Origin of the sequence: Atlantibacter hermannii (assembly GCF_009907385.1) — a bacterium.
In the GTDB taxonomy this organism is placed as follows: domain Bacteria; phylum Pseudomonadota; class Gammaproteobacteria; order Enterobacterales; family Enterobacteriaceae; genus Atlantibacter; species Atlantibacter hermannii_A.
In genome coordinates this window covers 92,085-117,019 of record NZ_JAAATR010000112.1, presented here as the reverse complement: position 1 = coordinate 117,019, position 24,935 = coordinate 92,085, and the positions used below count along the sequence as shown (strand labels likewise).

Below are 24,935 nucleotides of genomic sequence, written 5' to 3'. Positions count from 1 at the left end.
TATTATTCCTCGGCCCCTTAGTGAGAGGTTTCCGCGTGATTCATGTCCATGCCTTCGTGAGCGTTGTGCTCCCCTTCCGACTGAGTCACGTCCATGCTTTTCCCGTGTCCCATGAATTTGTTGATCACATCGACAAACAGATTCGGTTTAACACTGGAGAAGTATTCGACTTTGTTAAATTCGCTTGGGGCTGCCAGCTTCTCGTAGGTCGCCATATCGTTGATGACAGTTGGCGATTGCTTCGCTTTAGCCACCCACTGGTTGAAGGTTTCGTTGTCCGGCGTCGCGATAGCTTTGAACTTCATGCCGGAGAAACCTGCACCACTGTAGTTAGCGGAAAGGCCGTCGTAGGTGCCAGCTTCGTTGGCGATAAGATGCAGCTTGGTCTGCATGCCTGCCATCGCATAAATCTGGCTGCCCAGGCGCGGAATAAAGAAGGAGTTCATCACCGAGTTAGAGGTGATTTTGAATTCCACCGGGGTATTGGCCGGGAAAGCGATTTCATTCACCGTCGCGATACCCTGCTCCGGATAGATGAAGAACCATTTCCAGTCCATCGCGATCACTTCAATGGTCACCGGCTTCGCATCGTGCACCAGCGGTTTGCTGGGCTCAAGCGAGTGCGTGGTTTTCCAGGTCAGTACGGCGAGGAAGATAATGATAAGGATAGGAATGGTCCAGACAACCGCTTCGACCTTGTTAGAGTGTGACCAGTTGGGGCTGTATTTCGCATCCTTGTTGGTCGCCCGATATTTCCAGGCAAAGCCGATCGCCATCACAATGGCAGGGATAACGACGATCAACATCAGCCCGAGGGCGGTCAGTATCAACGAACGTTGCTCGAGTCCAATCTGTCCTTTTGGGTTGAGAAGCGCAGAATCACAGCCACTGAGTAATACAGTACCCGCGATTAATGACAACAATCCCAAACTTTTATTGTATTTCCTGAGTCTCATTTAACGACCTCAATTCAGGGGGGATTCTGGTGGCGGTTAAAGTGTGCCGGCATTTTACGGGAAGGTTACAACACTGTAAACATTAATGGCATAGTGTCAGCGAGGTGTTACCGGGTTCTGCCATGCCTATCACAGATGTTGCAACTTATTTCAAATATACAGCAAAAATGCGGGCTGGCGGCCGTTATAACAAATCAGGATTGTTAAATTTTTTATGCCGGATAATTGGTATAACCAATTCGAATGATATACAAAAACTTAACAAAAATATATCAAATATGGGACAATTAGTTCACGCAAAATTAATCTTGCAAGGGCTGAATCGATAAAGGGAAATTATTGCGCTTTTTTCGGTTTATAAATTCCAGAAGTTTAAGGGCACAAAAAAACAATTTTTTGCCGTTAATTTTCTGCCGGCTAACGTTATTTTCATTACCCTCCGTGATTACCACGGAAAATAACGAAAAATAACGTTCATTATTTAAGCGAAATTAGCGCTGCGCTGTTTTTTTGAGGGCCAGGAAATCCAACACTGCACCGGCAAGAATCCCGCTCAGCGCCAGCGCAATCCCCAGTTCAAACAGCGCCGTCTCAACCGGCAACCGGGTGAGGTGTAACGCATTGGCGATCAGCACGCCCAGCCACACCAGCAGGACAACGCCGCTGACCATCAGCACCTTTAGCGCCATCCGGTACGCGCCCGCATACACTGTGCGCGGCATAAAGGTTTCGGTTTGTTGGGTAAATTCCAGCGTCCTGCGGCACACCAGCAGCAGCAGGATGCCCGGCACTGCGGCGATCACCGAGAACAGGTAAAACGTCGGCCAGCCGTGGGCTTCCACAAACCAGCCCGCCACCGGCCCGACGTAAACGCGTCCTACCGCCGACAGAGCAGAGAGCAGCGCGAACTGGGTCGCCGAGAACGATTTATTACACAGCGTCATCAGCAGGGCGACGAACGCGGCCGTTCCCATCCCGCCGCACAGGTTTTCGAAAAACACCGCGCTGGCCATGGTCACCATATGCTTGTCGGTAATCGACAACAGCCAGTAACCGGCGTTAGAGGCCCCCTGCAAAATGCCGAAGATCAGCAGCGCGCGGAACAGCGTCAGGCGCTGCATCAGCACCCCGCCGTACAGCGCGCCAATAATCGTGGCCAGCAGGCCAAGCGATTTATTCACCACGCCGACTTCACCGGCATCAAACCCCACGCCGCGTATCAAAAACGTGGTGGTCAGGCTCATGGCGAAAGCGTCGCCCAGTTTGTACAGCACGATCAGCAGCAAAATCAGCCAGGCGTTGTTGCGGCCAAAAAAGTCATGCAGCGGTTCCACCACTGCTTGCTGGAGCGTTTTGGGCACCGGGATCGCGTCACTGGGTTCAGGGGCCAGCAGCGTCGCAATGATGCATGGGATCAGGAGCGCGGCCATCAGCCAGTAGGTGGCCTGCCAGCCGAGCCAGCGATCCGCCAGCCATAACGCCAGACCGCCGGAAACCAGCATCGCCAGGCGATACCCCAGCACGCTGATCGCCGCGCCCGCGCCGCGCTCTTGCGCCGACAGTACGTCCGTTTTCCAGGCGTCGAAAACAATATCCTGGGACGCGGAGCAGAACGCGATGATGACCGCCAGCGCCGCCATCCAGCGCAGCTGCGTGGAAGGCTCAAGAAAACCCATGGCCGCAATCGCGATCAGCAGCAGAACTTGAGTAATGACCAGCCAGCCGCGGCGGCGACCCAGCAGCGGCGGGGTATAGCGATCCATCGCCGGCGACCACAGAAACTTAAACACGTAGGCCTGGCCGACCAGCGAGAAAAAACCAATGGTTTTGAGATCGATATTGTCGACCGTCATCCAGGCCTGAAGCGTACCGGACGTCAGGGCGAGGGGGAGGCCGGAAGCGAAACCCAGCATCAGCAAAACGGCTGATTTAGGCTGTTGGAAAATACGCAGATAGTGATTGGGCATCGGGAAAATACAAGGCCCGGCAAGCCGGGCCTCTCAGTCCATTAGCGGGCGTTCTGCTTGATGAACTCATGAACGCTGGTGTCCTGCGCCATATCGGCGATGGTATCGGTCAGGACAGAGTTAACGGCGTTGGCGATATTTTTATTGGTCGCCTGGAATGCGCCTTCTACGTTGTAGTTTGCGCGATAGTTTTTGGTCATCTTGTTGCCGTTATTCGCAACCGCGACGATAGAAATATCGGCTTTAGTTGCGATGTTGTAACGCACGTTGCCCTGAGACACGTCGGCGTACAGCTGGTTAACAATGATCTGCAACTGAACCGCGCCGCTCGGGCCAATCATATAACCGCGTGCGGTCATCTGCTTCTCCAGCACTTCCTGCAACAGGAAACGCAGATCGCGGGAGGCGGTGAGGGTTACGATTTGATTATCGCGGGTCACTTTAGACAGCGCCTGGTCCGGACGCTGATCGGCACCGTTAATGCTGATGGTCACGCCCATCAAGCTCGGATCCTGCTGCGGCAGCGCGATATTCGGGGAAACGTCAATAGTGGTCGGCGGTGTTGCGCATCCAGCTAGCATAAACAGCGCCATCAGCGGAAAGAATAATTTTTTTAACATTTCAGGGTCTCAACGTGCATACAAGCAAATAGAAGAAAATTCTCGCCATCATAGCATCGCCATCAGCGAGGGGAAGTGGCAACGCATGTAAATTCATCGCGTTGTGTTTTTTATGACCTTTCACCAGGTTTTCTTTGCATTACAACCCTGGTATGGCCCTTGTTGCAGCCTGATTCACCCGTTACGATGAGAAAATGGGATAAAAGCTAAATATTTGTTGATAATCTGTTATGGAGCCAGTAAAGGCGACTAACATTTAAAGTGATGGATAGCATCGCAGCGTTGTCGGAGGAGTGAAATCATGATGATACGTGAGCAAATAGAAACAAAACTCAGGGCAGCGTTTGATCCCGTATTCCTCGAAGTTGTGGATGAAAGCTATCGCCATAATGTTCCGGCCGGCTCGGAAAGTCATTTCAAAGTCGTTCTGGTTAGCGATCGTTTTGTAGGGGAACGTTTTCTGAATCGCCACCGCCTGATCTACGGCACGTTGACGGAGGAATTGTCGACCACAGTGCATGCTTTAGCCCTGCATACTTACAGCGCTAAAGAGTGGGAAAGTCTGCAAGATACTATATTTGCGTCACCGCCATGTCGAGGTGCAGGAACCATAGCCTGAACATTGAATTTGCAACAGCAGGACTTTTTCCAGTATGTTGCGCCAGACAGAGTTTCTAAGAAACGGCCTGCGGGCCGTTTTGTTTTGTCTGAAAACCAGGCGAAACGGCAGATTTCAGGCGAAGCTCCGCCGGGAATTGTGAAAAAAGCCACAGAGTCGCGTGGTTGCTTTTCTCGACTCACCATAGTGATGCCGCTATAATGCTGCGTCTTATTTTTCGGAATGTCTTCGGGATGATTCTGACGACAGGGAATGTGATTCTGATTCAGAAAGCATCCTGGTTCTGCGAAGCGAATAATCAACGGCTTCCAGAGTTGACCGAGCACTGTGATTTTTTGAGGTAACAAGATGCAAGTTTCAGTTGAAACCACTCAGGGCCTTGGGCGCCGTGTAACGATTACTATCGCTGCTGACAGCATCGAAAACGCTGTGAAAAGCGAGCTGGTCAACGTGGCGAAGAAAGTCCGCATTGACGGCTTTCGTAAGGGCAAAGTACCGATGAACGTCGTTGCTCAGCGTTATGGCGCTTCCGTGCGTCAGGATGTGCTGGGCGATCTGATGAGCCGTCATTTCGTTGACGCTATCATTAAAGAAAAAATCAATCCGGCTGGCGCTCCGAACTACGTTCCGGGCGAATACAAGCTGGGCGAAGACTTCACCTACGCGGTTGAATTCGAAGTTTACCCGGAAGTTGAACTGAAAGATCTGGAATCCATCGAAGTCGTTAAGCCGGTTGTTGAAGTGACCGACGAAGACGTTGACGGCATGCTGGACACCCTGCGCAAGCAGCAGGCGACCTGGACCGAAACCACTGAAGCGGCTGGCGACGAAGATCGCGTCACCATCGACTTCACCGGTTCTGTTGACGGCGAAGAGTTCGAAGGCGGCAAAGCGTCTGACTTCGTACTGGCGATGGGCCAGGGCCGCATGATCCCGGGCTTCGAAGAAGGCGTTAAAGGCCACAAAGCCGGTGACGAATTCACCATCGACGTGACCTTCCCGGAAGAGTACCACGCTGAAAACCTGAAAGGGAAAGCCGCGAAGTTCGCGATTGTTCTGAAAAAAGTTGAACAGCGTGAACTGCCGGAACTGACCGAAGACTTCATCAAACGTTTCGGCGTTGAAGACGGTTCCGTTGCCGGTCTGCGTACTGAAGTGCGTAAAAACATGGATCGCGAGCTGAAAGGCGCGGTGCGTAACCGCATCAAGTCTCAGGCTATCGAAGGCCTGGTGAAAGCGAACGATATCGACGTTCCTGCTGCGCTGATTGACGGCGAAATCGACGTGCTGCGCCGCCAGGCTGCACAGCGTTTCGGCGGCAACGAGAAACAAGCGCTGGAACTGCCGCGTGAACTGTTCGAAGAGCAGGCAAAACGCCGCGTCGTTGTTGGTCTGCTGCTGGGCGAAGTGATTCGCACCAACGAGCTGAAAGCCGACGAAGACCGCGTTAAAGCGCTGATCGAAGAGATGGCTTCTGCGTACGAAGATCCGAGCGAAGTTATCGAGTTCTACAGCAAAAACAAAGAGCTGATGGACAACATGCGCAATGTCGCTCTGGAAGAGCAGGCGGTTGAAGCGGTTCTGGCGAAAGCTAAAGTGACCGAACAAGCCACCACCTTCAACGAGCTGATGAACCAGCAGGCGTAAGTCTCGCCAACGTTGTATCAGGCCCGTCCTACAGCGACGGGCTTTTTTTCGCCTGCAGTTAAGGCAAGGACGGATAAACCGCAGTTTCAATATTCGCGTAACATGAAAAGGTTGTTATGCTTGAAACTGAGGGCGATAAACCCCATAAACAAAGATATATCCGCATCAACAAACAGAAAATTTGATCTATTGTGGATAGGGACTCTGGCTGATAATCCGTCCTGAAGGGTGACAAGACCCGGTAGCGTGGTCATTCGTCACGGTCTCAAGTAAAATCAGTGCGACAGGTTACTTAATTTTTTCCAGGAGACGGAAATGTCATACAGCGGCGAACGAGAAGTCATGGCACCCCATATGGCCCTGGTGCCTATGGTTGTGGAACAAACCTCACGTGGTGAGCGTTCATACGATATTTTTTCCCGCCTGCTCAAGGAACGCGTTATCTTTTTGACCGGTCAGGTTGAAGATCACATGGCTAACCTGATTGTGGCGCAGATGCTGTTTCTGGAAGCAGAAAACCCGGAAAAAGATATTTACCTGTACATTAACTCGCCGGGCGGCGTGATTACTGCGGGCATGTCGATTTACGACACCATGCAGTTTATCAAACCGGACGTCAGCACCATTTGTATGGGCCAGGCGGCCTCTATGGGCGCGTTCCTGTTAACCGCCGGGGCGAAAGGCAAGCGTTTCTGCCTGCCGAACTCACGCGTGATGATCCACCAGCCGCTGGGCGGCTATCAGGGGCAGGCGACGGATATCGAAATCCATGCGCGTGAAATTTTGAAAGTAAAAGCGCGTATGAATGAACTTATGGCACAGCACACGGGTCAATCGCTGGAGCAGATCGAAAGAGATACCGAGCGCGACCGTTTCCTCTCAGCTGATCAGGCTGTAGAGTATGGATTGGTTGACTCCATTTTAACTCACCGTCAGTGATACCTGCGGCAATGGGCCGCTATACTATAGGGTGTCAGTAGGCGGCTCATTGTGCGCAAACGTTGGTTTGCGCCTGAGAATGGCATTGCGTCGTCGTGTGCGGCACAAAGAACAGAAAAGAGGTTTTGACTCATGACAGATAAGCGCAAAGACGGCTCAGGCAAACTGCTGTACTGCTCTTTTTGCGGCAAGAGCCAGCACGAAGTGCGTAAACTGATTGCTGGCCCGTCAGTGTATATCTGCGACGAGTGTGTCGATTTATGCAACGACATTATTCGCGAAGAGATTAAAGAAGTGGCGCCGCACCGCGAACGTAGCGCGCTGCCGACGCCACATGAAATCCGCAACCATCTGGACGATTACGTTATCGGTCAGGAACAGGCGAAAAAAGTGCTGGCGGTGGCGGTGTACAACCACTACAAGCGTCTGCGTAACGGCGATAGCTCCAACGGCGTAGAGCTGGGTAAAAGTAACATTCTGCTGATCGGCCCGACCGGTAGCGGTAAAACCCTGCTGGCCGAAACGCTGGCGCGTCTGCTGGACGTTCCGTTTACCATGGCGGACGCCACCACCCTGACCGAAGCCGGTTACGTGGGTGAAGACGTTGAAAATATCATTCAGAAACTGCTGCAGAAATGCGATTACGACGTGCAAAAAGCCCAGCGCGGCATTGTGTACATTGATGAAATCGATAAGATTTCCCGCAAGTCTGATAACCCGTCCATCACCCGCGATGTGTCCGGTGAAGGCGTACAGCAGGCGTTACTGAAATTAATTGAAGGCACCGTGGCTGCCGTTCCGCCGCAGGGTGGACGCAAGCATCCGCAGCAGGAATTCTTACAGGTCGATACCTCAAAAATCCTGTTTATCTGCGGCGGCGCATTCGCCGGTCTGGATAAAGTGATTGCTAATCGCGTAGAAACCGGCTCCGGCATTGGTTTTGGCGCGACGGTGAAAGGCAAATCCCAGAAGGCGACCGAAGGCGAACTGCTGACTCAGGTTGAACCGGAAGATTTGATCAAGTTCGGTCTGATCCCTGAATTCATTGGCCGTCTGCCGGTGGTTGCAACGCTAAGCGAACTGAGCGAAGAAGCGCTGATCCAGATCCTCAAAGAGCCGAAAAATGCCCTGACCAAGCAGTATCAGGCGTTGTTTAATCTGGAAGGCGTCGAGCTGGAATTCCGTGACGAAGCGCTGGAAGCCATCGCGAAAAAAGCCATGTCACGCAAAACCGGCGCGCGTGGTCTGCGTTCCATTGTGGAGGGCGCGCTGCTCGACACCATGTACGATTTGCCGTCCATGGAAGACGTTGAGAAAGTGGTGATTGACGAGTCCGTGATCGGCGGCCAGTCAGAACCGCTGTTAATTTACGGTAAGCCAGAAGCACAGCAGGCATCAGGCGAATAATTCGCCTGTCCTGACAATTAGTTATAAAATATAAGGGGGATTTGGTCCCCCTTTTATTTTTCCTGCATTCCTGACATTGAATGTCCGGGAAACATCCCCATATACTGTTCTACTTGTTGGTGATGCCGTGAATTTCACGTGCGCCCCATCGCCTGGCGGAAACTAAACTAAGAGAGAGCTCTATGAATCCTGAGCGTTCTGAACGCATTGAAATCCCCGTGTTGCCGTTGCGCGACGTGGTGGTTTATCCGCACATGGTTATCCCTTTGTTCGTGGGACGGGAGAAATCTATCCGCTGCCTGGAAGCCGCAATGGATCATGACAAAAAAGTCATGCTGGTTGCACAGAAAGAAGCGTCGACGGATGAGCCGGGTGTGAATGATTTGTTTACCGTGGGAACCGTAGCGTCAATTTTACAGATGCTGAAACTGCCGGACGGCACGGTAAAAGTACTGGTTGAAGGTTTACAGCGCGCACGCATTACCGCGCTCTCTGACGATGGCGAACACTTCTCTGCCCGGGCCGAGTATCTGGAATCCCCGGCGATTGATGAACGCGAGCAGGAAGTGCTGGTCCGCACCGCTATCAGCCAGTTCGAAGGCTACATCAAACTCAATAAAAAGATCCCGCCTGAAGTGCTGACGTCGCTGAACAGTATTGACGATCCCGCTCGTCTGGCAGATACCATCGGCGCGCATATGCCACTGAAACTGGACGATAAACAGTCGGTACTGGAGATGTCAGACGTTAACGAACGTCTCGAATATCTGATGGCGATGATGGAGTCAGAAATCGATCTGCTGCAGGTTGAGAAACGCATTCGCAACCGCGTGAAGAAGCAGATGGAGAAGAGCCAGCGCGAGTACTATCTGAATGAGCAAATGAAAGCCATCCAGAAAGAACTGGGCGAAATGGACGATGCGCCGGATGAAAACGAAGCCTTAAAACGCAAAATCGACGCGGCCAAAATGCCGAAAGAGGCTAAAGAAAAAGCCGATGCCGAGTTGATGAAGCTGAAAATGATGTCGCCCATGTCTGCGGAAGCGACCGTCGTGCGCAGCTATATCGACTGGATGGTTCAGGTTCCGTGGAACGCGCGCAGCAAAGTGAAAAAGGATCTGCGTCAGGCCCAGGAAATCCTCGATACCGATCATTACGGCTTAGGCCGTGTGAAAGACCGCATCCTTGAATACCTTGCGGTGCAGAGTCGCGTCAATAAAATCAAAGGCCCAATCCTGTGCCTGGTCGGACCGCCGGGGGTAGGTAAAACCTCGCTGGGCCAGTCCATTGCGCGGGCGACCGGACGTAAATACGTGCGTATGGCGTTGGGCGGGGTGCGGGATGAAGCGGAAATTCGCGGTCACCGCCGTACTTACATCGGGTCTATGCCGGGCAAACTGATCCAGAAAATGGCGAAAGTGGGCGTCAGAAACCCGCTGTTCCTGCTTGATGAGATCGACAAAATGTCGTCGGATATGCGTGGCGATCCGGCATCGGCGCTGCTTGAGGTGCTGGATCCGGAACAGAACGTGGCGTTTAACGACCATTATCTGGAAGTGGATTACGATCTCAGCGACGTGATGTTTGTGGCGACCTCGAACTCCATGAATATTCCGGCACCGCTGCTGGACCGTATGGAAGTGATTCGTCTGTCGGGTTATACCGAAGATGAAAAACTGAACATTGCCAAACGCCACCTGCTGCCGAAGCAGATTGAACGCAACGCCCTGAAAAAAGGCGAAATCACGGTGGATGACAGCGCGATTATCGGCATCATCCGTTACTACACCCGTGAAGCCGGGGTGCGTGGGCTGGAGCGTGAAATTTCGAAGCTGTGCCGTAAAGCGGTTAAACAGCTGCTGCTGGAGAAAGAACTCAAGCACATCGAAATTAACGGCGATAATCTGAAAGATTACCTCGGCGTTCAGCGCTTCGACTACGGTCGTGCGGACAATGAAAACCGCGTGGGCCAGGTGACCGGCCTGGCCTGGACCGAAGTGGGCGGCGATCTGCTGACCATCGAAACCGCCTGCGTACCGGGTAAAGGCAAACTGACGTATACCGGCTCGCTGGGCGAAGTGATGCAGGAATCCATTCAGGCGGCGCTGACCGTGGTGCGCGCGCGCGCGGAAAAATTGGGTATTAATTCTGATTTTTACGAAAAACGCGACATCCACGTTCACGTTCCGGAAGGGGCTACGCCGAAAGACGGCCCGAGTGCAGGTATCGCCATGTGTACCGCGCTGGTCTCCTGCCTGACGGGTAATCCGGTGCGCGCCGATGTCGCCATGACCGGTGAGATCACCCTGCGTGGACAGGTTCTGCCGATCGGCGGTTTGAAAGAAAAACTGCTGGCGGCGCATCGCGGCGGTATTAAAACGGTGTTAATTCCTTACGAAAATAAACGCGACCTGGAAGAGATTCCGGACAACGTTATTGCCGATCTGGACATCCATCCGGTGAAGCGTATTGAAGAGGTGTTAACCCTGGCGCTGCAGAATGAGCCCTCGGGAATGCAGGTTGTCACGGCAAAATAGTGACCTAACGCATACTGCATAGATAAAATCAGAGCTGGTAAGCCATTTGGTGCTTGCCAGCTTTTTTTTGTATCGCTAATTTAGATGGCTGACTGATTATGTCATCAACTAATGCTGTTGTAAGGGCATGACAGGCCTGATATAACTGCTGCGCGGTCGCCCCATGAAGGATTCAGGGGCGATATAAATAATAATGAGAGGAAGAGAAGCGTGAATAAATCTCAACTGATAGACAAAATTGCCGCCGATGCTGATATTTCTAAAGCCGCGGCTGGACGTGCGTTAGATGCTCTGATTGGCTCTGTTACCGAATCTCTGAAATCCGGAGATGACGTGGCGTTAGTTGGCTTTGGTACTTTCTCTGTCCGCGAGCGCGCTGCCCGTACTGGCCGCAACCCGCAAACTGGCAAAGAGATCACCATTGCAGCAGCAAAAGTACCGGGTTTCCGTGCAGGCAAGGCACTGAAAGACGCGGTAAACTGATTTTTCCCTCTACGGTTTCGATGGTAAAGGGCAAAGGGCGCATCGCGAGATGTGCCTTTTTTATTATCCGGGTGACTTTTTAATCCTGTGGGCTGACAACCGCCCCGGTTTCTTGTCACAATACGCCTTTGCGCGAAGCGGCACCTTCGGGTGAGCGCCAGCAGGATTTACTGTCATCTACAGCGGAGCGTTGTTACACCATGATGGACAACTTACGTACGGCCGCGAACAGCGTCGTACTCAAGATTATTTTCGGTATCATTATCGTGTCGTTCATTCTGACCGGCGTGAGTGGTTACCTGATTGGCGGTAACAATAATTACGCCGCGAAAGTGAACGGCCAGGAAATCGGCCGTGGCCAGTTTGAAAGTGCGGTCGCCAGCGAGCGCAATCGTCAACAGCAGCAGTTGGGCGATCAGTTTTCTGAACTGGCAGCCAATGAAAACTACATGAAAGCCATGCGTCAGCAGGTGCTGTCGCGCATGATTGATGAAGCGCTGCTCGACCAGTACGCGAAAAACCTCGGCCTTGGCATCAGCGACGAGCAAATTAAGCAGGCGATCTTTAAAGAGCCCGCTTTCCAGAACAACGGTAAGTTCGATAACGCCCGTTATACCGCCGTCATCAACAATATTGGTATGACGCCGGATCAGTACGCTCAGTCATTGCGTAACCAGCTGATGACTCAGCAGCTGATCAATGCCATCGTTGGCACCGATTTTATGCTGTCGAATGAGACCGATGAGCTGGCGGCGCTGGTCGCGCAGCAGCGTGTCGTGCGCGAAGCTACGATTGACGTCGCCGCGCTGGCTGCGAAACAAACCGTGACGGACGCTGAGATCAACGGCTTCTACGAGCAGAATAAAAACCGCTTTATCGCGCCGGAACAGTTCCGTGTCAGCTACATCAAAATGGATGCCGCTGCCATGAACGAAAGCGTCAGCGATGAAGAGATCCAGGCCTGGTACGACGAGCATCAGGATCAATACGGCCAGCCGCAGCGTAACCGTTACAGCATCATCCAGACCAAAACGGAAGATGAGGCCAAAGCGGTGCTGGATGCGCTGAAGACGGGTTCTGATTTCGCTACCCTCGCGAAAGAAAAATCTGCTGACATTATTTCTGCCCGTAACGGCGGCGATATGGGTTGGCTGGAAGACGCTACCACGCCGGATGAGCTGAAAACGGCTGGCCTGAAAGAAAAAGGGCAACTTTCCGGCGTGATCAAATCCTCCGTTGGTTTCCTGGTGGCGCGTCTTGATGACGTACAACCCGCGAAGGTTAAGCCGCTGTCTGAAGTGCGTGGCGCCATCGCCGAGAAAGTGAAGCAGGAGAAAGGCGTGACCGCGTTCTTCGCCCTGCAACAGAAAGTCAGTAATGCGGCGAGCAATGATAACGAATCGCTGGCAGGCGCAGAGCAGGTTGCCGGCGTGAAAGCGGTGGAAACCGGCTGGTTTAGCCGTGATTCCCTGCCGGAAGAGCTGAACTTCAAACCGGTTGCCGACGCAATCTTTAACGGTGCGCTGGTTGGCGAAAACGGCACGCCGGGCAGCAACTCCGACATCATTACCGTGGAAGGTGATCGCGCGTTTGTGCTGCGTGTCACCGAGCACAAAGCGGAAGCAGTGAAACCGCTGGCGGACGTGCGTGACCAGGTGGTTGCAGATATCAAAAATCAGAAAGCGGAACAGCAGGCAAAACTGGATGCCGATAAGCTGATCGGCGAACTGAAAGCGGGTAAAGGCGAGGATGCGTTGAAAGCGGCAGGCCTGAGCTTTGGCGCTGAAAAAACGCTGAGCCGTACCGGTCAGGACCCGATTTCCCAGGCTGCATTTGCGCTGCCGCTGCCATCTAAAGACAAACCGTCTTACGGCGTGGCTAACGATATGCAGGGCAACGTTGTGCTGGTGTCGCTGAATGAAGTGCGTAGCGGTACGCTGCCGGAAGAGCAGAAGAAAGCGATGACCCAGGGCATCACCCAGAATAATGCCCAAATCGCCTTCGACGCGCTGATGACTAATCTGCGTAAAGAAGCAAAAATCAAAATGGGCGACATCATCGAGCAGCAGCAATAATCGAGACGTCTCGCACATAATTGCAATTTTTTGCAAACATCAAAGGCCGCTTTCGCGGCCTTTTCCATTTCTGATATTCGCTGTTTGTGGTGTTTCTCCCGGCCCGATAAGGTGGCGTGGCTGTCAACAAACAAGGAGAAAACAGCATGAAACAAGGTGTTAAAGCATTCTGTCTGGCAATGGTTATAGCGTGCGGCCTCACCAGCTATCCCGCGCTGGCGGTGCAGTCAACGGCGAAGGCTGACGTGGCTGCGACGAAAACGGAAAATGCCGCGGCGGCTCAGGCCAAAGAAAAAGCCGTGAAGGCGGATGAGAGCGAAGAGCGTACCGTGAGCATTAACAATGCCAGCGCGGAAGAACTGGCTTCAGCGCTCAACGGCGTCGGGATGAAGAAAGCGCAGGCGATTATTAACTACCGTGACGAGAACGGCCCCTTTAAAAGCGTTGAGGACCTTAAACAGGTGCCCGGCATGGGGAACTCGCTGGTGGAACGTAATCTGGCGCGCATAAAACTGTAACTGCCAGTACCAGGACATTGCAGAGTTTTAAATCTTTGCCATGATAAGGAGGTCATACCAGTGGTGTGACCTCTTACTCTCATAAAATGACCGCAGCGTTTACGCTTCCGAAGCGAAACCCACGCGGCGATAACAAGGGCCTTGCGCTATGCAGACACACATTAAAGTTCGCGGTTATCACCTGGATGTTTATCAACACGTCAACAATGCCCGCTATCTCGAATTTCTTGAGGAAGCGCGCTGGGACGGGTTGGAACAGGAGGAAGGCTTTCAGTGGATGACGGCTAACCGTATCGCTTTTGTAGTGGTGAATATCAACATCAACTATCGGCGACCGGCAGTGCTGGGCGATTTACTGAAGGTGACCAGCCAGGTGCAGCAGTTAAATGGCAAAAGCGGCATCCTGAGCCAGGTGATTACGCTTGAACCGGAAGGGCAGGTGGTGGCGGACGCGCAAATCACTTTTGTCTGCATCGACCTGAGCACCCAGAAGGCATTGCCGCTGGAAGGTGAATTACGCGAACGTCTGGAGGCGATGGTCGGTAAGGCATAATAAACAGGGCGGGTACCCGCCCTGATCATCAGTTAAGCCCGGTTTTACGCTTCATTTGGGTCATCACGCCCACTTTATCTGCAAAGTATTGGTTCAGGCCGTTGGCGCGCAGATGGCAGGCCGCGCATTCGCCGCATCCGTCGCCTTTAACACCGTTATAGCAGGTCAGGGTTTCGTTACGCACCAGATCCAGTTTGCCCCAATAGTCCGCCAGCGCCCAGGTTTCGGCTTTATTCAGCCACATCAACGGCGTTTCAAAACGGATATTGCTGGCCATACCTAAATTCACCGCCTGGTGAAGCGCCTTCAAGAATTCGTCGCGGCAATCCGGATAGCCTTAAAAATCCGTCTCGCACACGCCAGTAATGATCGCCTCCGCCTGCACCTGATAGGCATAGATCGCCGTCAGGGTCAGAAACAAAATATTGCGGCCAGGCACAAAAGTGCTGGGAATGCCGCTGGCGTCAGGATCGTAATCCGGCACCGGGATGCTGTCGCGAGTCAGGCTGCTGACCGCCAGTTCGTTGAGCAATCCGACATCGAGAGTTTTATGCGCGCGGGCGCCCAGTTTTACCGCCAGTTGCCGGGCAATGTCGATTTCAGCACGATGGCGTTGTCCATAATCGAATGTGACGCAATGCACCTCGTCATATTGATGCAGCGCCTGAATCAGGCAGGTGGTGGAGTCTTGTCCACCGCTAAAAACCACAACGGCACGTTTCATCGTCAACCTTTCGTTCTCTTGTGTAGATGGCGCATAGGGTAGCGCCGTTGGCGTAGCGCCACCAGCTTCTTCACTGTGTACCCGGTGGCGGGAGCCAGGCGCGGGTAAAATCGAACCAGCCGCGGGCATTCATGCAAATACCGTTGACGCCCGGTGGCGCGCTGACCTGATAGCGATAATTAAACAGCGGGGTGATCGCGGCATCCTGCATCAGCGTGGTATAAACCTCGCGCATTCCTTCCCGGCGCTGGGTTTCATCCGGTTGACGCTGTACCGCGTCGAGCGTTCCCTGTAAATGCGCGAACTGGCGAGCGGTGAGCACGTGCGGCCAGAGATTATCGCAGCGTAGCCACTGCTCAAGCGTGAAGGCCGGGGACTCGCCGATTAGCCGGTCGCCCATGACTAAATCCGCTTCGCCCAGTTGCTGGCAGCCGTGCCAGGTTTTCGCCGGATGAAAATGTACCGTCAGTTCGCAGCCTTTCTCCGCCAGATAGCGCTTAAGCTGTTCCGCCATGGCATGCAATTCCACCGGCAGGTGATACACCAGGGTTAGCGAAGCGGGCAGCGCTGTTTCATCAGCATCCCATTCGGGAAGCCGCCAGCCGGGCAGCATCTCGCTGCTGGGGGTGATCAGTCCTTCATCCAGCGGCAGCGTATCCAGCATGCCGCTGCGATGGATCAGGTTAATCAGGTAACGGGATTGCGCCAGCGACAGTTTCCCCTCCCGACGCAGCGCCAGATAGCAAAATCCGAGGCTGATGCTGTTGCTGACCGGCCTCAAATGTACCAGTTCATCCTCCTGGCCAATGGCGATCTGCACCGGATGACGACAGCTGTTGCCCATTTCCCGATCGAACAGTTGCGGCGTGATCCAGAACTCCACCGCCTTCAGCAGCGGATGGCTGAGATGCCAGAACTCGTGGCTTTCCAGGCGCACTAAATCCGCTTCAAAACGCGCCAGCCGAAACGGCCCGCAGCCGATATCCGGTTCGTCCGGATGCGCCAGACGGCTGCAATACAGTGCTAAACGGTGCGCCAGCCAGTAATCCGGGCGGTGCAATCTAATCCGCAGGCACTGGGCATGAACTACTTCCAGGTGGGCCACGCTGGCAAACAACCGGGCGATTTCACGATCCGTCAGCAGCGACTGCAGCGCGCGCTGTAGCTGCTGAGTTTCCACCGGTTTGCCGTTGTGCCAGTGCAGCGTGGAGCGCAGATAAAAATCCCAGCACAGCCCGTCTTGCGAAATGCGCCAGTGGTGCGCCAAATCACCGACGGGCAATTCGCCGTCATCATCGAAACGCGTCAGCCCTGAATGGATTTGCCCGGCCAGATGTTGTTCAGCGCGGCCCGGCAAAAAGCCTGGCGTTAGCGGCTCCAGAGGGCGGTAATAGGGAATACGCAGCGTGGGCGTATCGTTTTGCCATTGGCCGCCGAGAAACGGTTGTAAAAGATGACGTAGCTGATCCGGCGCCAGCTGCGCCAGCTCCAGCGCATTTTTATGCTGGCCTCGATTGAGCACCTGCTCCATCATCCCGGCGCGTACCTGGCCGGGCGTCACCTGGAAGGTTAAATTGCCGCGTTTTCCACGCCCCGCCTGGGCCTGCCAGCGCAGCCAGCCTGCCGACTCCAGCTGGCGCAACAGGGTACGGATATGCCGTTCGCTGCAAAAACAGCGTTCAGCCAGTTCCGCCACGGTCACCCGCTGGGGTTCGCCTGCGGAAGGTTGCCAGAGGCGCTGAAACTGATTAAGCCGATTAACGAGTCGCATAATAAATCCGGAACAAATTTTGGAAAGTATTCACTATTTGTTCCGTATATGCCAGGCGATACTTCAGGCTGTGTAAGGTTATGTGAGAGCGGACAACCATGGCGCGACTGGCTGCATTTGATATGGACGGCACCCTGCTGATGCCGGACCATTTGCTGGGTGAACAAACCCTGAAAACCCTGAATCGCCTGCGCGAACGCGACATTACTTTAGCCTTTGCCACCGGGCGTCATGCCCTGGAAATGCGCCATTTGCTCACCGATCTCTCCCTTGACGCGTTTCTGATTACCGGCAACGGCACCCGCATCCATACCTGTCAGGGTGAATTGCTGCATCACGCCGACCTGGCGCCGGAAGTGGCGGAAATCGTGATCCACAGCCGCTGGGAAACCGAATCGTCGATGCATGTGTTTAACGATGATGGCTGGTTCACGCAAAATGATTTGCCGGAACTTCTTCATGCGCACTTGTTTACCGGCTTTCGCTACCAGGTTTGCGATGTCAAACGCATTCCGGCGCATCAGGTCACCAAAATTTGCTTCTGCGGCGAGCATGATGATCTCTGCCGCCTGCGCATTCAGCTTAATGACGCCCTCGGCGATAAAGCGCATCTCTGTTTCTCAGCGCATCACTGCCTGGAGGTTCTGCCGGTAGGATGCAATAAAGGGGCCGCGCTGGCGGTATTGAGCCAGCACCTCGGCTACGGCCTGGAGGATTGTATGGCGTTTGGCGATGCCATGAACGATCGCGAAATGCTCGAAGCCGTCGGTTACGGCTTCATCATGGGTAACGCTATGGCGCAGTTAAAAGCCGCGCTGCCGCATTTGCCGGTGATCGGTCATTGCAGCAGCCAGGCGGTTTCACACTATTTGACTCATTGGCTGGACTTTCCAAACCTGACTTATTCCCCCGAATGACGAGGCCATTCCAGCAAGCCGGGTATTCTCCGGCTTTTTTTATGCCGTCAGCCGGGCGATCTCCGCCTGCCAGGGCGTTAAGTCGCCAATATTCTGCGCGACCCACTGCGGATTGAAGTACGTCTCCAGATAGCGCTCGCCGCTGTCGCACAGCAGGGTAACAATCGCACCTTTACGCCCTTCGTCGCGCATTCTTGCCGCCAGTTGAAGCGCGCCCCAGACGTTAGTGCCGGTGGATGCGCCGACTTTGCGGCCCAGAACGGTCTCCAGCCAGTGGCTGGTCGCCACGCTTGCCGCGTCGGGTACGCGCAGCATGTCATCAATCACTGTCGGGATAAACGACGGTTCGACGCGCGGGCGGCCAATGCCTTCAATTTTACTGCCGACCGGGCTTTTCAGGGAGGCGTCGCGGCTCTGCCAGAAATCGAAGAATACCGAGTTTTGCGGATCGACTACCACCAGCTGCGTGGAATGGCCCTGATAGCGCAGATAGCGACCAATGGTCGCGGAAGTCCCGCCGGTCCCGGCGCTCATCACGACATAGTCGGGCACCGGGTAAGGTTCGCTCGCCATCTGGCGGAAAATACTGTCGGCGATGTTGTTATTGCCGCGCCAGTCGGTGGCGCGCTCGGCACAGGTAAACTGATCCATATAGTGGCCGTTCAGCTCTTTCGCCAGCATTTCTGAGGCGTCATAAATCTCACACGCGCTCTCGACGAAATGGCAGCGGCCGCCGTAAAAGGCGATTTGTTCTACCTTACGCTTCGCGGTGCAGGCGGGCATCACGGCAATAAACGGCAATCCCAGTAGCCGGGCGAAGTAAGCTTCCGAGACGGCGGTAGAACCGGATGACGCCTCAATGATCGGTGTGCCTTCTTTGATCCAACCATTACACAGCCCGTACAGGAATAATGAGCGCGCCAGGCGGTGCTTCAGGCTGCCGGTCGGATGGGTGCTTTCATCTTTCAGATACAGATAAATGCCCGGAAACGCGGGCAGAGAAAGGCGGATCAAATGGGTGTCGGCGGAACGCTGAAAGTCGGCGTTGATTTCGCTGATGGCGTGATTTACCCAGGTGCTGGTCATGAGGCGTATCCATTTATCAATTTGTGCCTAGCGTAAAACAAACTCCGGGAAAAAGAGTTGCTATTTCGCCCATGATTTGGCGCAATAAGAGAAATTCTTTCTATGTATCTCGCAAATGATAGATAAAATTGACCGCAAACTGCTTTCTCTGTTGCAGAATGACTGCACGCTCTCTTTGCAGGCGTTGGCGGATGCCGTTAATCTGACAACCACGCCCTGCTGGAAACGCCTCAAGCGCCTGGAAGATGAGGGCATTATTCAGGGGCGGGTGGCGCTGCTCGATCCGGAAAAGCTTAATCTGGGACTCACGGCGTTCGTGCTGATTAAGACCCAGCACCACAGCAGCGAATGGTACAGCCAGTTTGTCGCCGTGGTTTCCCGGATGCCCGAAGTGCTCGGTTTCTGGCGGATGGCAGGGGAATACGATTATCTGATGCGCGTTCAGGTCGCGGATATGAAGCGCTTCGATGATTTTTATAAGCGTCTGGTGAACCAGGCTCCCGGCTTATCGGATGTCACCTCCAGTTTTGCCATGGAACAGATAAAATATACTACTGCCTTGCCGTTAGACGGTTAACGCCACCATCACGTCAATTACCTGCAATCAACCGAACAGCAAGCCAATCAGGAATTTATTACGTGCGATTATTTGCTCAGTTACGCTGGTATTTCACCCGGGAGTGGCGACGCTATCTCGGCGCGGTGTGCCTGCTGATTATCATCGCGATCCTGCAACTGATCCCACCGCGTGTTGTGGGCATCATCGTGGATGGCGTCACCCGAAACCATTTCACCGCCAGCCAGATCTTTCAGTGGCTGGGGCTGATGGTGACCGTCGCGGTGATTGTTTATCTGCTGCGCTATGTCTGGCGCGTGCTGCTGTTCGGGGCGTCTTACCAGCTGGCGGTCGAACTGCGCGAAGATTTTTATCGTCAATTGAGCCGCCAGCATCCCGAGTTTTACCTGCGTCATCGCACCGGGGACTTAATGGCGCGCGCCACTAACGATGTCGACCGGGTGGTGTTCGCCGCCGGGGAGGGGGTGCTGACGCTGGTGGATTCGCTGGTGATGGGCTGCGTGGTGCTGGTGGTCATGAGCACCCAAATCAGCTGGCAACTGACGCTGCTGGCGCTGCTGCCGATGCCGATAATGGCGCTGGTGATCAAACGCTACGGCGACCAGCTGCATAGCCGCTTTAAAGCGGCGCAGGCGGCGTTCTCAACGCTCAATGACCGCACCCAGGAGAGCTTAACCAGCATCCGGATGATCAAAGCCTTCGGGCTGGAAGACCGCCAGTCAGGATTGTTTGCTGAAGATGCCCGCGACACAGGGCAAAAAAACCTGCGCGTCGCCAGGGTGGATGCGCGTTTCGATCCCACCATTTATATCGCCATCGGCATGGCGAATCTGCTGGCGATTGGCGGGGGAAGCTGGATGGTGATCAACGGCTCGCTCACGCTGGGGCAGCTCACCAGCTTTATGATGTACCTCGGTTTGATGATTTGGCCGATGCTGGCGCTGGCCTGGATGTTCAACATTGTCGAACGCGGCAGTGCGGCGTACAGCCGTATTCGGGCTATGCTGGCGGAAGCGCCGGTGGTGAACGACGGCGATCGCGACGTCCCGGCAGGGCGCGGCGTGTTGGAGGTGGCGATCCGTGAATTTACTTATCCGCAGGCGTCGAAACCGACGCTGAACCACATCAACCTGACGCTCAGATCCGGCCAGATGCTGGGGATTTGCGGCCCGACCGGCGCGGGGAAAAGCACCGTGCTGTCGCTGATCCAGCGCCATTTCGATGTCGACCAGGGTGAAATCCGCTTCCATGATATTCCCCTCACCGCATTGCAGCTTGATGCCTGGCGCAGCCGGCTGGCGGTGGTCAATCAAACGCCGTTTTTATTCTCTGACAGCGTGGCGAGCAATATCGCGCTGGGTCATCCCGGCGCTACCCAGCAGGAGATTGAGCACGTGGCGAAGCTGGCCTGCGTGCATGACGATATTCTGCGTCTGCCTCAGGGCTATGACACTGAGGTGGGGGAGCGGGGCGTGATGCTGTCCGGCGGGCAGAAACAGCGGATTTCCATTGCCCGCGCGCTGCTGCTGAACGCCGAAATTCTGATTTTAGATGACGCGCTCTCGGCGGTGGACGGGCGCACCGAGCATCAAATTCTTCATAATCTGCATCACTGGGGAGAAGGTCGGACGGTGATCATCAGCGCGCATCGCCTGTCGGCGTTAACCGAGGCGGATGAAATTGTCGTGCTGCAACAGGGCCATATCGCCCAGCGCGGCGAGCACGATGCGCTGGCGGCTCAGCCCGGCTGGTATCGCGATATGTATCGTTATCAGCAAATAGAAGCGGCGCTGGACGACGAGCCGGAACGCGAGGAGGCCGTGAATGGATAAGCCTGCACAATTGTGGCCGACCTTAAAACGCCTGCTGGCCTACGGCAGCCCGTGGCGCAAACCGCTCTCGATGGCCGTGGTGATGCTGTGGATCGCCGCCGCGGCGGAAGTGAGCGGCCCGGCGTTAATCAGCTATTTCATCGATAACATGGTGGCGAAAAACAGTTTGCCGCTGGGTCTGGTGGCCGGGCTTGCTGCTGTCTATATCCTGCTGCAACTACTGGCGGCGGGGCTGCACTACTGGCAATCGATCCTGTTTAACCAGGCTGCCGTTGGGGTGGTACAACAGTTGCGCGCCGACGTGATGGACGCCGCGCTGCGCCAGCCGCTTAGTGAGTTTGATACCCAACCGGTCGGCCAGCTTATCTCGCGGGTCACTAACGATACCGAAGTGATCCGCGATTTGTACGTTACCGTGGTCGCGACGGTGCTGCGCAGCGCGGCGCTGATTGGCGCGATGCTGGTAGCGATGTTCAGCCTTGACTGGCGTATGGCGCTGGTCGCAATGGCGATCTTCCCGGCGGTGCTGATTGTTATGGTGATATACCAGCGCTTCAGCACGCCAATTGTACGTCGGGTGCGTACCTATCTCGCGGACATCAATGACGGCTTTAACGAAGTGATCATGGGCATGAGCGTGATCCAGCAGTTCCGCCAGCAGGCGCGTTTCGGCGAGCGGATGGGGGAAGCCAGCCGTTCGCACTATACGGCGCGTATGCAAACGCTGCGCCTCGATGGATTCCTGCTGCGTCCGCTGTTGAGTCTGTTTTCAGCGCTGGTACTGTGCGGGCTGCTGATGCTGTTTGGTTTCAGTTCAGTGGGCACGATTGAGGTCGGGGTGCTGTACGCGTTTATCAGCTATCTGGGCCGTTTAAATGAACCGTTGATTGAACTGACCACGCAACAATCCATGCTTCAGCAGGCAGTGGTAGCGGGAGAGCGCGTATTCGAACTGATGGACCGACCACGCCAGACCTACGGTAGCGATGTGCGCCCGCTGCAAAGCGGGGCGATTGCGATTGACGATGTTTCGTTTGCCTATCGCGGCGACCGGTTAGTGCTCCAGGATATTTCACTGGATATTGCTCCGCGCAGCTTTGTGGCGCTGGTGGGCCATACCGGCAGCGGTAAAAGCACCCTGGCGAACCTGTTGATGGGCTATTACCCGCTGACGCGCGGCGAGATCCGCCTCGACGGGCGTCCGCTCTCTACGCTCAGCCATAGCGTACTGCGCAAGGGCGTCGCGATGGTTCAGCAGGATCCGGTGGTGCTGGCCGATTCGTTTTTCGCTAACGTTACCCTGGGGCGAGATATCAGCGAAGCGCAGGTATGGCAGGCGCTGGAAACGGTACAGCTGGCTGAACTGGCGCGCACTTTGCCCGACGGAATTTATACCCGGCTTGGCGAACAGGGTAACAACCTGTCGGTAGGGCAGAAGCAGTTGCTGGCGCTGGCGCGGGTGCTGGTCGAAACGCCGCAAATTCTGATCCTCGATGAGGCGACCGCGAATATCGACTCCGGCACCGAGCAGGCTATCCAGCAGGCGCTGTCGGCGTTCCGCCAGCACACCACGCTGGTGGTGATCGCTCACCGGCTCTCCACCATTGTTGATGCTGACACTATTCTGGTCCTTCATCGCGGCCAGGCGGTGGAGCGAGGCACCCATCAGCAACTGCTGGCGCAGCAAGGGCGCTACTGGCAAATGTACCAGCTGCAACTGGCAGGCGAAGAGTTGGCCGCCGGGCAGGAAGAAACGTTAAGCGCCTGACGCACCAAAATAACGCACCCGGGTTTTCGCTTACGGCCCTGGTGCAAATCCGCAACGCACCCTGCACTGGCATGGTGCGTTTTTTTTGATTACAGAACATTCTGAATCCCGGTCACACTTTTATTTTCTGCTGTTGCTGTAACGAACCCACGTCAAATGCCGTTCTCCGGTGCTTTTTCAAATCTGGCACGTCCCTTGCTTTAGTGAATATGTGCTCACTCAGGCTGTTACCCAATTCGACAGGAGGGGATTTATGAAACTGGTTACCGTGGTAATCAAACCATTCAAACTTGAAGACGTGCGTGAGGCGCTCTCTTCCATTGGTATTCAGGGGCTTACTGTCACTGAGGTAAAAGGCTTTGGGCGTCAGAAAGGGCATGCCGAGCTGTACCGCGGTGCGGAATACAGCGTCAATTTTCTGCCGAAAGTGAAAATCGACGTCGCCATCGCGGATGACCAACTCGAAGAGGTGATCGAGGTCATCAGCAAAGCGGCGTGGACCGGAAAAATCGGCGACGGAAAAATCTTTGTTGCCGAACTGCAACGCGTCATTCGTATTCGTACCGGCGAAGCCGACGAAGCGGCACTGTAATCTGGCGAACCTGACAGGGTTGAAAATGATGAAAAAACTTACAATGAAATCGGCGCTTGCAGCTTGCGCGCTGTTGCCTGGCCTGGCGATGGCCGCACCGGCGGTTGCCGATAAAGCCGATAACGCCTTTATGATGATTTGCACTGCCCTGGTGCTTTTTATGACCATTCCCGGCCTGGCGCTGTTTTATGGTGGGCTGATCCGCTCTAAAAACGTGCTGTCGATGCTGACCCAGGTATCCGTTTCATTCGCCCTGGTTTGCGTACTGTGGGTGGTTTACGGCTACTCACTGGCGTTCGGCACCGGCGGCTCTTTCTTCGGCAACTTCGACTGGATCATGCTGAAAGGTATTGCGATCACTGACGTGATGGGCTCGTTCTATCAGTACATCCATGTGGCGTTCCAGGGCTCCTTCGCCTGTATCACCGTGGGGCTGATCGTGGGGGCAATTGCTGAACGTATTCGCTTCTCCGCCGTGGTGATTTTCGTGGTGGTGTGGCTGACTCTCTCTTACATTCCGATTGCCCATATGGTGTGGGGCGGTGGTTTGCTGGGTACCCATGGCGCGCTGGACTTCGCAGGTGGCACGGTTGTGCATATCAACGCCGCAGTCGCTGGCCTGGTGGGAGCTTATCTGGTGGGCAAACGCGTCGGCTTCGGCAAAGAGGCGTTCAAACCGCATAACCTGCCGATGGTGTTTACCGGTACGGCGATCCTTTACTTCGGCTGGTTCGGCTTTAACGCCGGTTCCGCCAGCGCCGCCAACGAAATCGCGGGCCTGGCGTTTGTGAATACCGTGGTGGCTACCGCCGCGGCGATTCTGGCCTGGGTGTTCGGTGAGTGGGCGGTGCGCGGTAAGCCTTCTCTGCTGGGTGCATGCTCCGGTGCGATTGCTGGCCTGGTTGGCGTGACGCCTGCCTGTGGTTTCATCGGCGTCGGCGGTGCGTTGATCGTCGGTATCGCGGCGGGGCTGGCCGGTCTGTGGGGCGTGACCATGCTGAAACGCTGGCTGCGGGTAGATGACCCCTGTGACGTGTTCGGCGTGCACGGCGTGTGCGGCATCGTAGGCTGCATCCTGACAGGTATCTTCGCCTCAACCTCGCTGGGCGGCGTGGGTTATGCGGAAGGCGTGACCATGGGCCATCAGGTGCTGGTGCAACTGGAAAGCATCGCGGTGACGGTGGTGTGGTCGGGCGTTGTGGCTTTCGTCGCCTATAAGCTGGCCGATCTGACCGTTGGTCTGCGCGTACCGGAAGATCAGGAGCGTGAAGGCCTTGACGTGAACAGCCATGGCGAGAACGCCTATAACTCATAATCTCCAGGCAATAAAAAGGGCAGGTCTCCGCG

At 54.9% G+C, this 24,935-nt stretch carries 20 protein-coding genes and 1 pseudogene; 15 read left to right on the top strand and 6 right to left on the bottom strand.

The features are described from left to right. Positions 1-17 precede the first annotated feature (17 nt). The 3 genes from cyoA to GV764_RS20855 all read right to left on the bottom strand — a co-directional run bounded on the left by cyoA (position 18) and on the right by GV764_RS20855 (position 3,543). Positions 18-956, bottom strand: a complete 939-nt coding sequence (gene cyoA / locus GV764_RS20865; RefSeq protein WP_161661919.1) for a cytochrome o ubiquinol oxidase subunit II — start codon at positions 954-956, stop codon at positions 18-20. Between the two features lie 491 nt (positions 957-1,447). Continuing rightward, positions 1,448-2,923 carry a muropeptide MFS transporter AmpG gene (gene ampG / locus GV764_RS20860; RefSeq protein WP_161661917.1) on the bottom strand — a complete coding sequence of 492 codons (1,476 nt, stop codon included), beginning with the start codon at positions 2,921-2,923 and terminating at the stop codon, positions 1,448-1,450. Positions 2,924-2,964: 41 nt separating this feature from the next. Then, the gene (locus GV764_RS20855; protein ID WP_161661915.1) at positions 2,965-3,543 is read right to left on the bottom strand and encodes a lipoprotein; all 579 of its coding nucleotides are present in this window, start codon (positions 3,541-3,543) and stop codon (positions 2,965-2,967) included. 301 nt (positions 3,544-3,844) lie between these two features. On the opposite strand from GV764_RS20855, the gene bolA reads away from it, so the two are divergent. From bolA to GV764_RS20810, 9 genes are all read left to right on the top strand, one after another. Beyond that, on the top strand, positions 3,845-4,162 hold the full coding sequence (bolA, locus tag GV764_RS20850) for a transcriptional regulator BolA (protein ID WP_125294072.1): 318 nt from the start codon (positions 3,845-3,847) through the stop codon (positions 4,160-4,162). A gap of 348 nt (positions 4,163-4,510) precedes the next feature. Further along, positions 4,511-5,809, top strand: a complete 1,299-nt coding sequence (gene tig / locus GV764_RS20845; RefSeq protein WP_144130114.1) for a trigger factor — start codon at positions 4,511-4,513, stop codon at positions 5,807-5,809. Positions 5,810-6,124: 315 nt separating this feature from the next. Further along, entirely contained in the window at positions 6,125-6,748 is a 624-nt protein-coding gene (gene clpP / locus GV764_RS20840; protein ID WP_125294074.1) for an ATP-dependent Clp endopeptidase proteolytic subunit ClpP, read from the top strand. Between the two features lie 132 nt (positions 6,749-6,880). Next, positions 6,881-8,155 (top strand): ATP-dependent protease ATP-binding subunit ClpX, encoded by a 1,275-nt coding sequence (gene clpX, locus GV764_RS20835; RefSeq protein WP_002463766.1) that lies wholly within the window; start codon positions 6,881-6,883, stop codon positions 8,153-8,155. Positions 8,156-8,337: 182 nt separating this feature from the next. Continuing rightward, complete coding sequence (gene lon, locus GV764_RS20830) at positions 8,338-10,692, top strand: endopeptidase La (RefSeq protein WP_161661913.1); 2,355 nt, start codon at positions 8,338-8,340, stop codon at positions 10,690-10,692. Between the two features lie 210 nt (positions 10,693-10,902). Then, on the top strand, positions 10,903-11,175 hold the full coding sequence (gene hupB / locus GV764_RS20825; protein WP_125294077.1) for a nucleoid-associated protein HU-beta: 273 nt from the start codon (positions 10,903-10,905) through the stop codon (positions 11,173-11,175). Between the two features lie 200 nt (positions 11,176-11,375). Beyond that, positions 11,376-13,250, top strand: coding sequence for a peptidylprolyl isomerase (ppiD, locus tag GV764_RS20820; protein ID WP_161661911.1), 1,875 nt, complete (start codon positions 11,376-11,378; stop codon positions 13,248-13,250). Between the two features lie 146 nt (positions 13,251-13,396). Next, positions 13,397-13,768: a ComEA family DNA-binding protein gene (locus tag GV764_RS20815; protein WP_161661910.1), complete on the top strand. Its 372-nt coding sequence runs from the start codon at positions 13,397-13,399 to the stop codon at positions 13,766-13,768. A gap of 148 nt (positions 13,769-13,916) precedes the next feature. Beyond that, entirely contained in the window at positions 13,917-14,321 is a 405-nt protein-coding gene (locus GV764_RS20810) for a YbgC/FadM family acyl-CoA thioesterase (RefSeq protein ID WP_125294080.1), read from the top strand. 28 nt (positions 14,322-14,349) lie between these two features. Here the strand turns inward: GV764_RS20810 and queC are convergent. Together queC and GV764_RS20800 are read right to left on the bottom strand one after the other, a co-directional pair. Continuing rightward, positions 14,350-15,045: pseudogene (gene queC, locus GV764_RS20805) on the bottom strand (7-cyano-7-deazaguanine synthase QueC). A gap of 70 nt (positions 15,046-15,115) precedes the next feature. After that, a complete protein-coding gene (locus GV764_RS20800; protein ID WP_161661907.1) occupies positions 15,116-16,816 on the bottom strand; it encodes an SgrR family transcriptional regulator in 1,701 nt (566 codons plus the stop codon). A 98-nt stretch (positions 16,817-16,914) separates the two neighbouring features. Between GV764_RS20800 and cof the strand changes: the two genes are divergently transcribed. Next, entirely contained in the window at positions 16,915-17,733 is an 819-nt protein-coding gene (gene cof, locus GV764_RS20795) for an HMP-PP phosphatase (RefSeq protein ID WP_161661905.1), read from the top strand. Between the two features lie 39 nt (positions 17,734-17,772). Here the strand turns inward: cof and GV764_RS20790 are convergent, their stop codons facing one another. Beyond that, complete coding sequence (locus GV764_RS20790) at positions 17,773-18,819, bottom strand: PLP-dependent cysteine synthase family protein (RefSeq protein WP_161661903.1); 1,047 nt, start codon at positions 18,817-18,819, stop codon at positions 17,773-17,775. 115 nt (positions 18,820-18,934) lie between these two features. Here GV764_RS20790 and GV764_RS20785 point away from each other — a divergent pair, with 115 nt between their 5' ends. The 5 genes from GV764_RS20785 (at position 18,935) to amtB (ending at position 24,903) form a co-directional block, all read left to right on the top strand. After that, positions 18,935-19,396, top strand: a complete 462-nt coding sequence (locus GV764_RS20785) for an Lrp/AsnC family transcriptional regulator (RefSeq protein ID WP_161661901.1) — start codon at positions 18,935-18,937, stop codon at positions 19,394-19,396. 62 nt (positions 19,397-19,458) lie between these two features. Further along, complete coding sequence (locus GV764_RS20780; RefSeq protein WP_161661899.1) at positions 19,459-21,228, top strand: SmdA family multidrug ABC transporter permease/ATP-binding protein; 1,770 nt, start codon at positions 19,459-19,461, stop codon at positions 21,226-21,228. Next, positions 21,221-22,996 carry a SmdB family multidrug efflux ABC transporter permease/ATP-binding protein gene (locus GV764_RS20775; protein ID WP_161661897.1) on the top strand — a complete coding sequence of 592 codons (1,776 nt, stop codon included), beginning with the start codon at positions 21,221-21,223 and terminating at the stop codon, positions 22,994-22,996. The genes GV764_RS20780 and GV764_RS20775 overlap by 8 nt, the downstream gene beginning before the upstream one ends. 253 nt (positions 22,997-23,249) lie before the next feature. Continuing rightward, a complete protein-coding gene (gene glnK, locus GV764_RS20770) occupies positions 23,250-23,588 on the top strand; it encodes a P-II family nitrogen regulator (RefSeq protein WP_125294088.1) in 339 nt (112 codons plus the stop codon). Positions 23,589-23,616: 28 nt separating this feature from the next. Continuing rightward, positions 23,617-24,903 (top strand): ammonium transporter AmtB, encoded by a 1,287-nt coding sequence (gene amtB, locus GV764_RS20765; RefSeq protein ID WP_161662044.1) that lies wholly within the window; start codon positions 23,617-23,619, stop codon positions 24,901-24,903. Positions 24,904-24,935 lie beyond the last annotated feature (32 nt).

Bases quoted from the DNA above. Each gene is read 5' to 3' on its own strand.
- cyoA (WP_161661919.1), bottom strand. From the start codon at position 956: ATGAGACTCAGGAAATACAATAAAAGTTTGGGATTGTTGTCATTAATC.
- ampG (WP_161661917.1), bottom strand. From the start codon at position 2,923: ATGCCCAATCACTATCTGCGTATTTTCCAACAGCCTAAATCAGCCGTT.
- GV764_RS20855 (WP_161661915.1), bottom strand. From the start codon at position 3,543: ATGTTAAAAAAATTATTCTTTCCGCTGATGGCGCTGTTTATGCTAGCT.
- bolA (WP_125294072.1), top strand. From the start codon at position 3,845: ATGATGATACGTGAGCAAATAGAAACAAAACTCAGGGCAGCGTTTGAT.
- tig (WP_144130114.1), top strand. From the start codon at position 4,511: ATGCAAGTTTCAGTTGAAACCACTCAGGGCCTTGGGCGCCGTGTAACG.
- clpP (WP_125294074.1), top strand. From the start codon at position 6,125: ATGTCATACAGCGGCGAACGAGAAGTCATGGCACCCCATATGGCCCTG.
- clpX (WP_002463766.1), top strand. From the start codon at position 6,881: ATGACAGATAAGCGCAAAGACGGCTCAGGCAAACTGCTGTACTGCTCT.
- lon (WP_161661913.1), top strand. From the start codon at position 8,338: ATGAATCCTGAGCGTTCTGAACGCATTGAAATCCCCGTGTTGCCGTTG.
- ppiD (WP_161661911.1), top strand. From the start codon at position 11,376: ATGATGGACAACTTACGTACGGCCGCGAACAGCGTCGTACTCAAGATT.
- GV764_RS20815 (WP_161661910.1), top strand. From the start codon at position 13,397: ATGAAACAAGGTGTTAAAGCATTCTGTCTGGCAATGGTTATAGCGTGC.
- GV764_RS20810 (WP_125294080.1), top strand. From the start codon at position 13,917: ATGCAGACACACATTAAAGTTCGCGGTTATCACCTGGATGTTTATCAA.
- GV764_RS20800 (WP_161661907.1), bottom strand. From the start codon at position 16,816: ATGCGACTCGTTAATCGGCTTAATCAGTTTCAGCGCCTCTGGCAACCT.
- cof (WP_161661905.1), top strand. From the start codon at position 16,915: ATGGCGCGACTGGCTGCATTTGATATGGACGGCACCCTGCTGATGCCG.
- GV764_RS20790 (WP_161661903.1), bottom strand. From the start codon at position 18,819: ATGACCAGCACCTGGGTAAATCACGCCATCAGCGAAATCAACGCCGAC.
- GV764_RS20785 (WP_161661901.1), top strand. From the start codon at position 18,935: ATGATAGATAAAATTGACCGCAAACTGCTTTCTCTGTTGCAGAATGAC.
- GV764_RS20775 (WP_161661897.1), top strand. From the start codon at position 21,221: ATGGATAAGCCTGCACAATTGTGGCCGACCTTAAAACGCCTGCTGGCC.
- glnK (WP_125294088.1), top strand. From the start codon at position 23,250: ATGAAACTGGTTACCGTGGTAATCAAACCATTCAAACTTGAAGACGTG.
- amtB (WP_161662044.1), top strand. From the start codon at position 23,617: ATGAAAAAACTTACAATGAAATCGGCGCTTGCAGCTTGCGCGCTGTTG.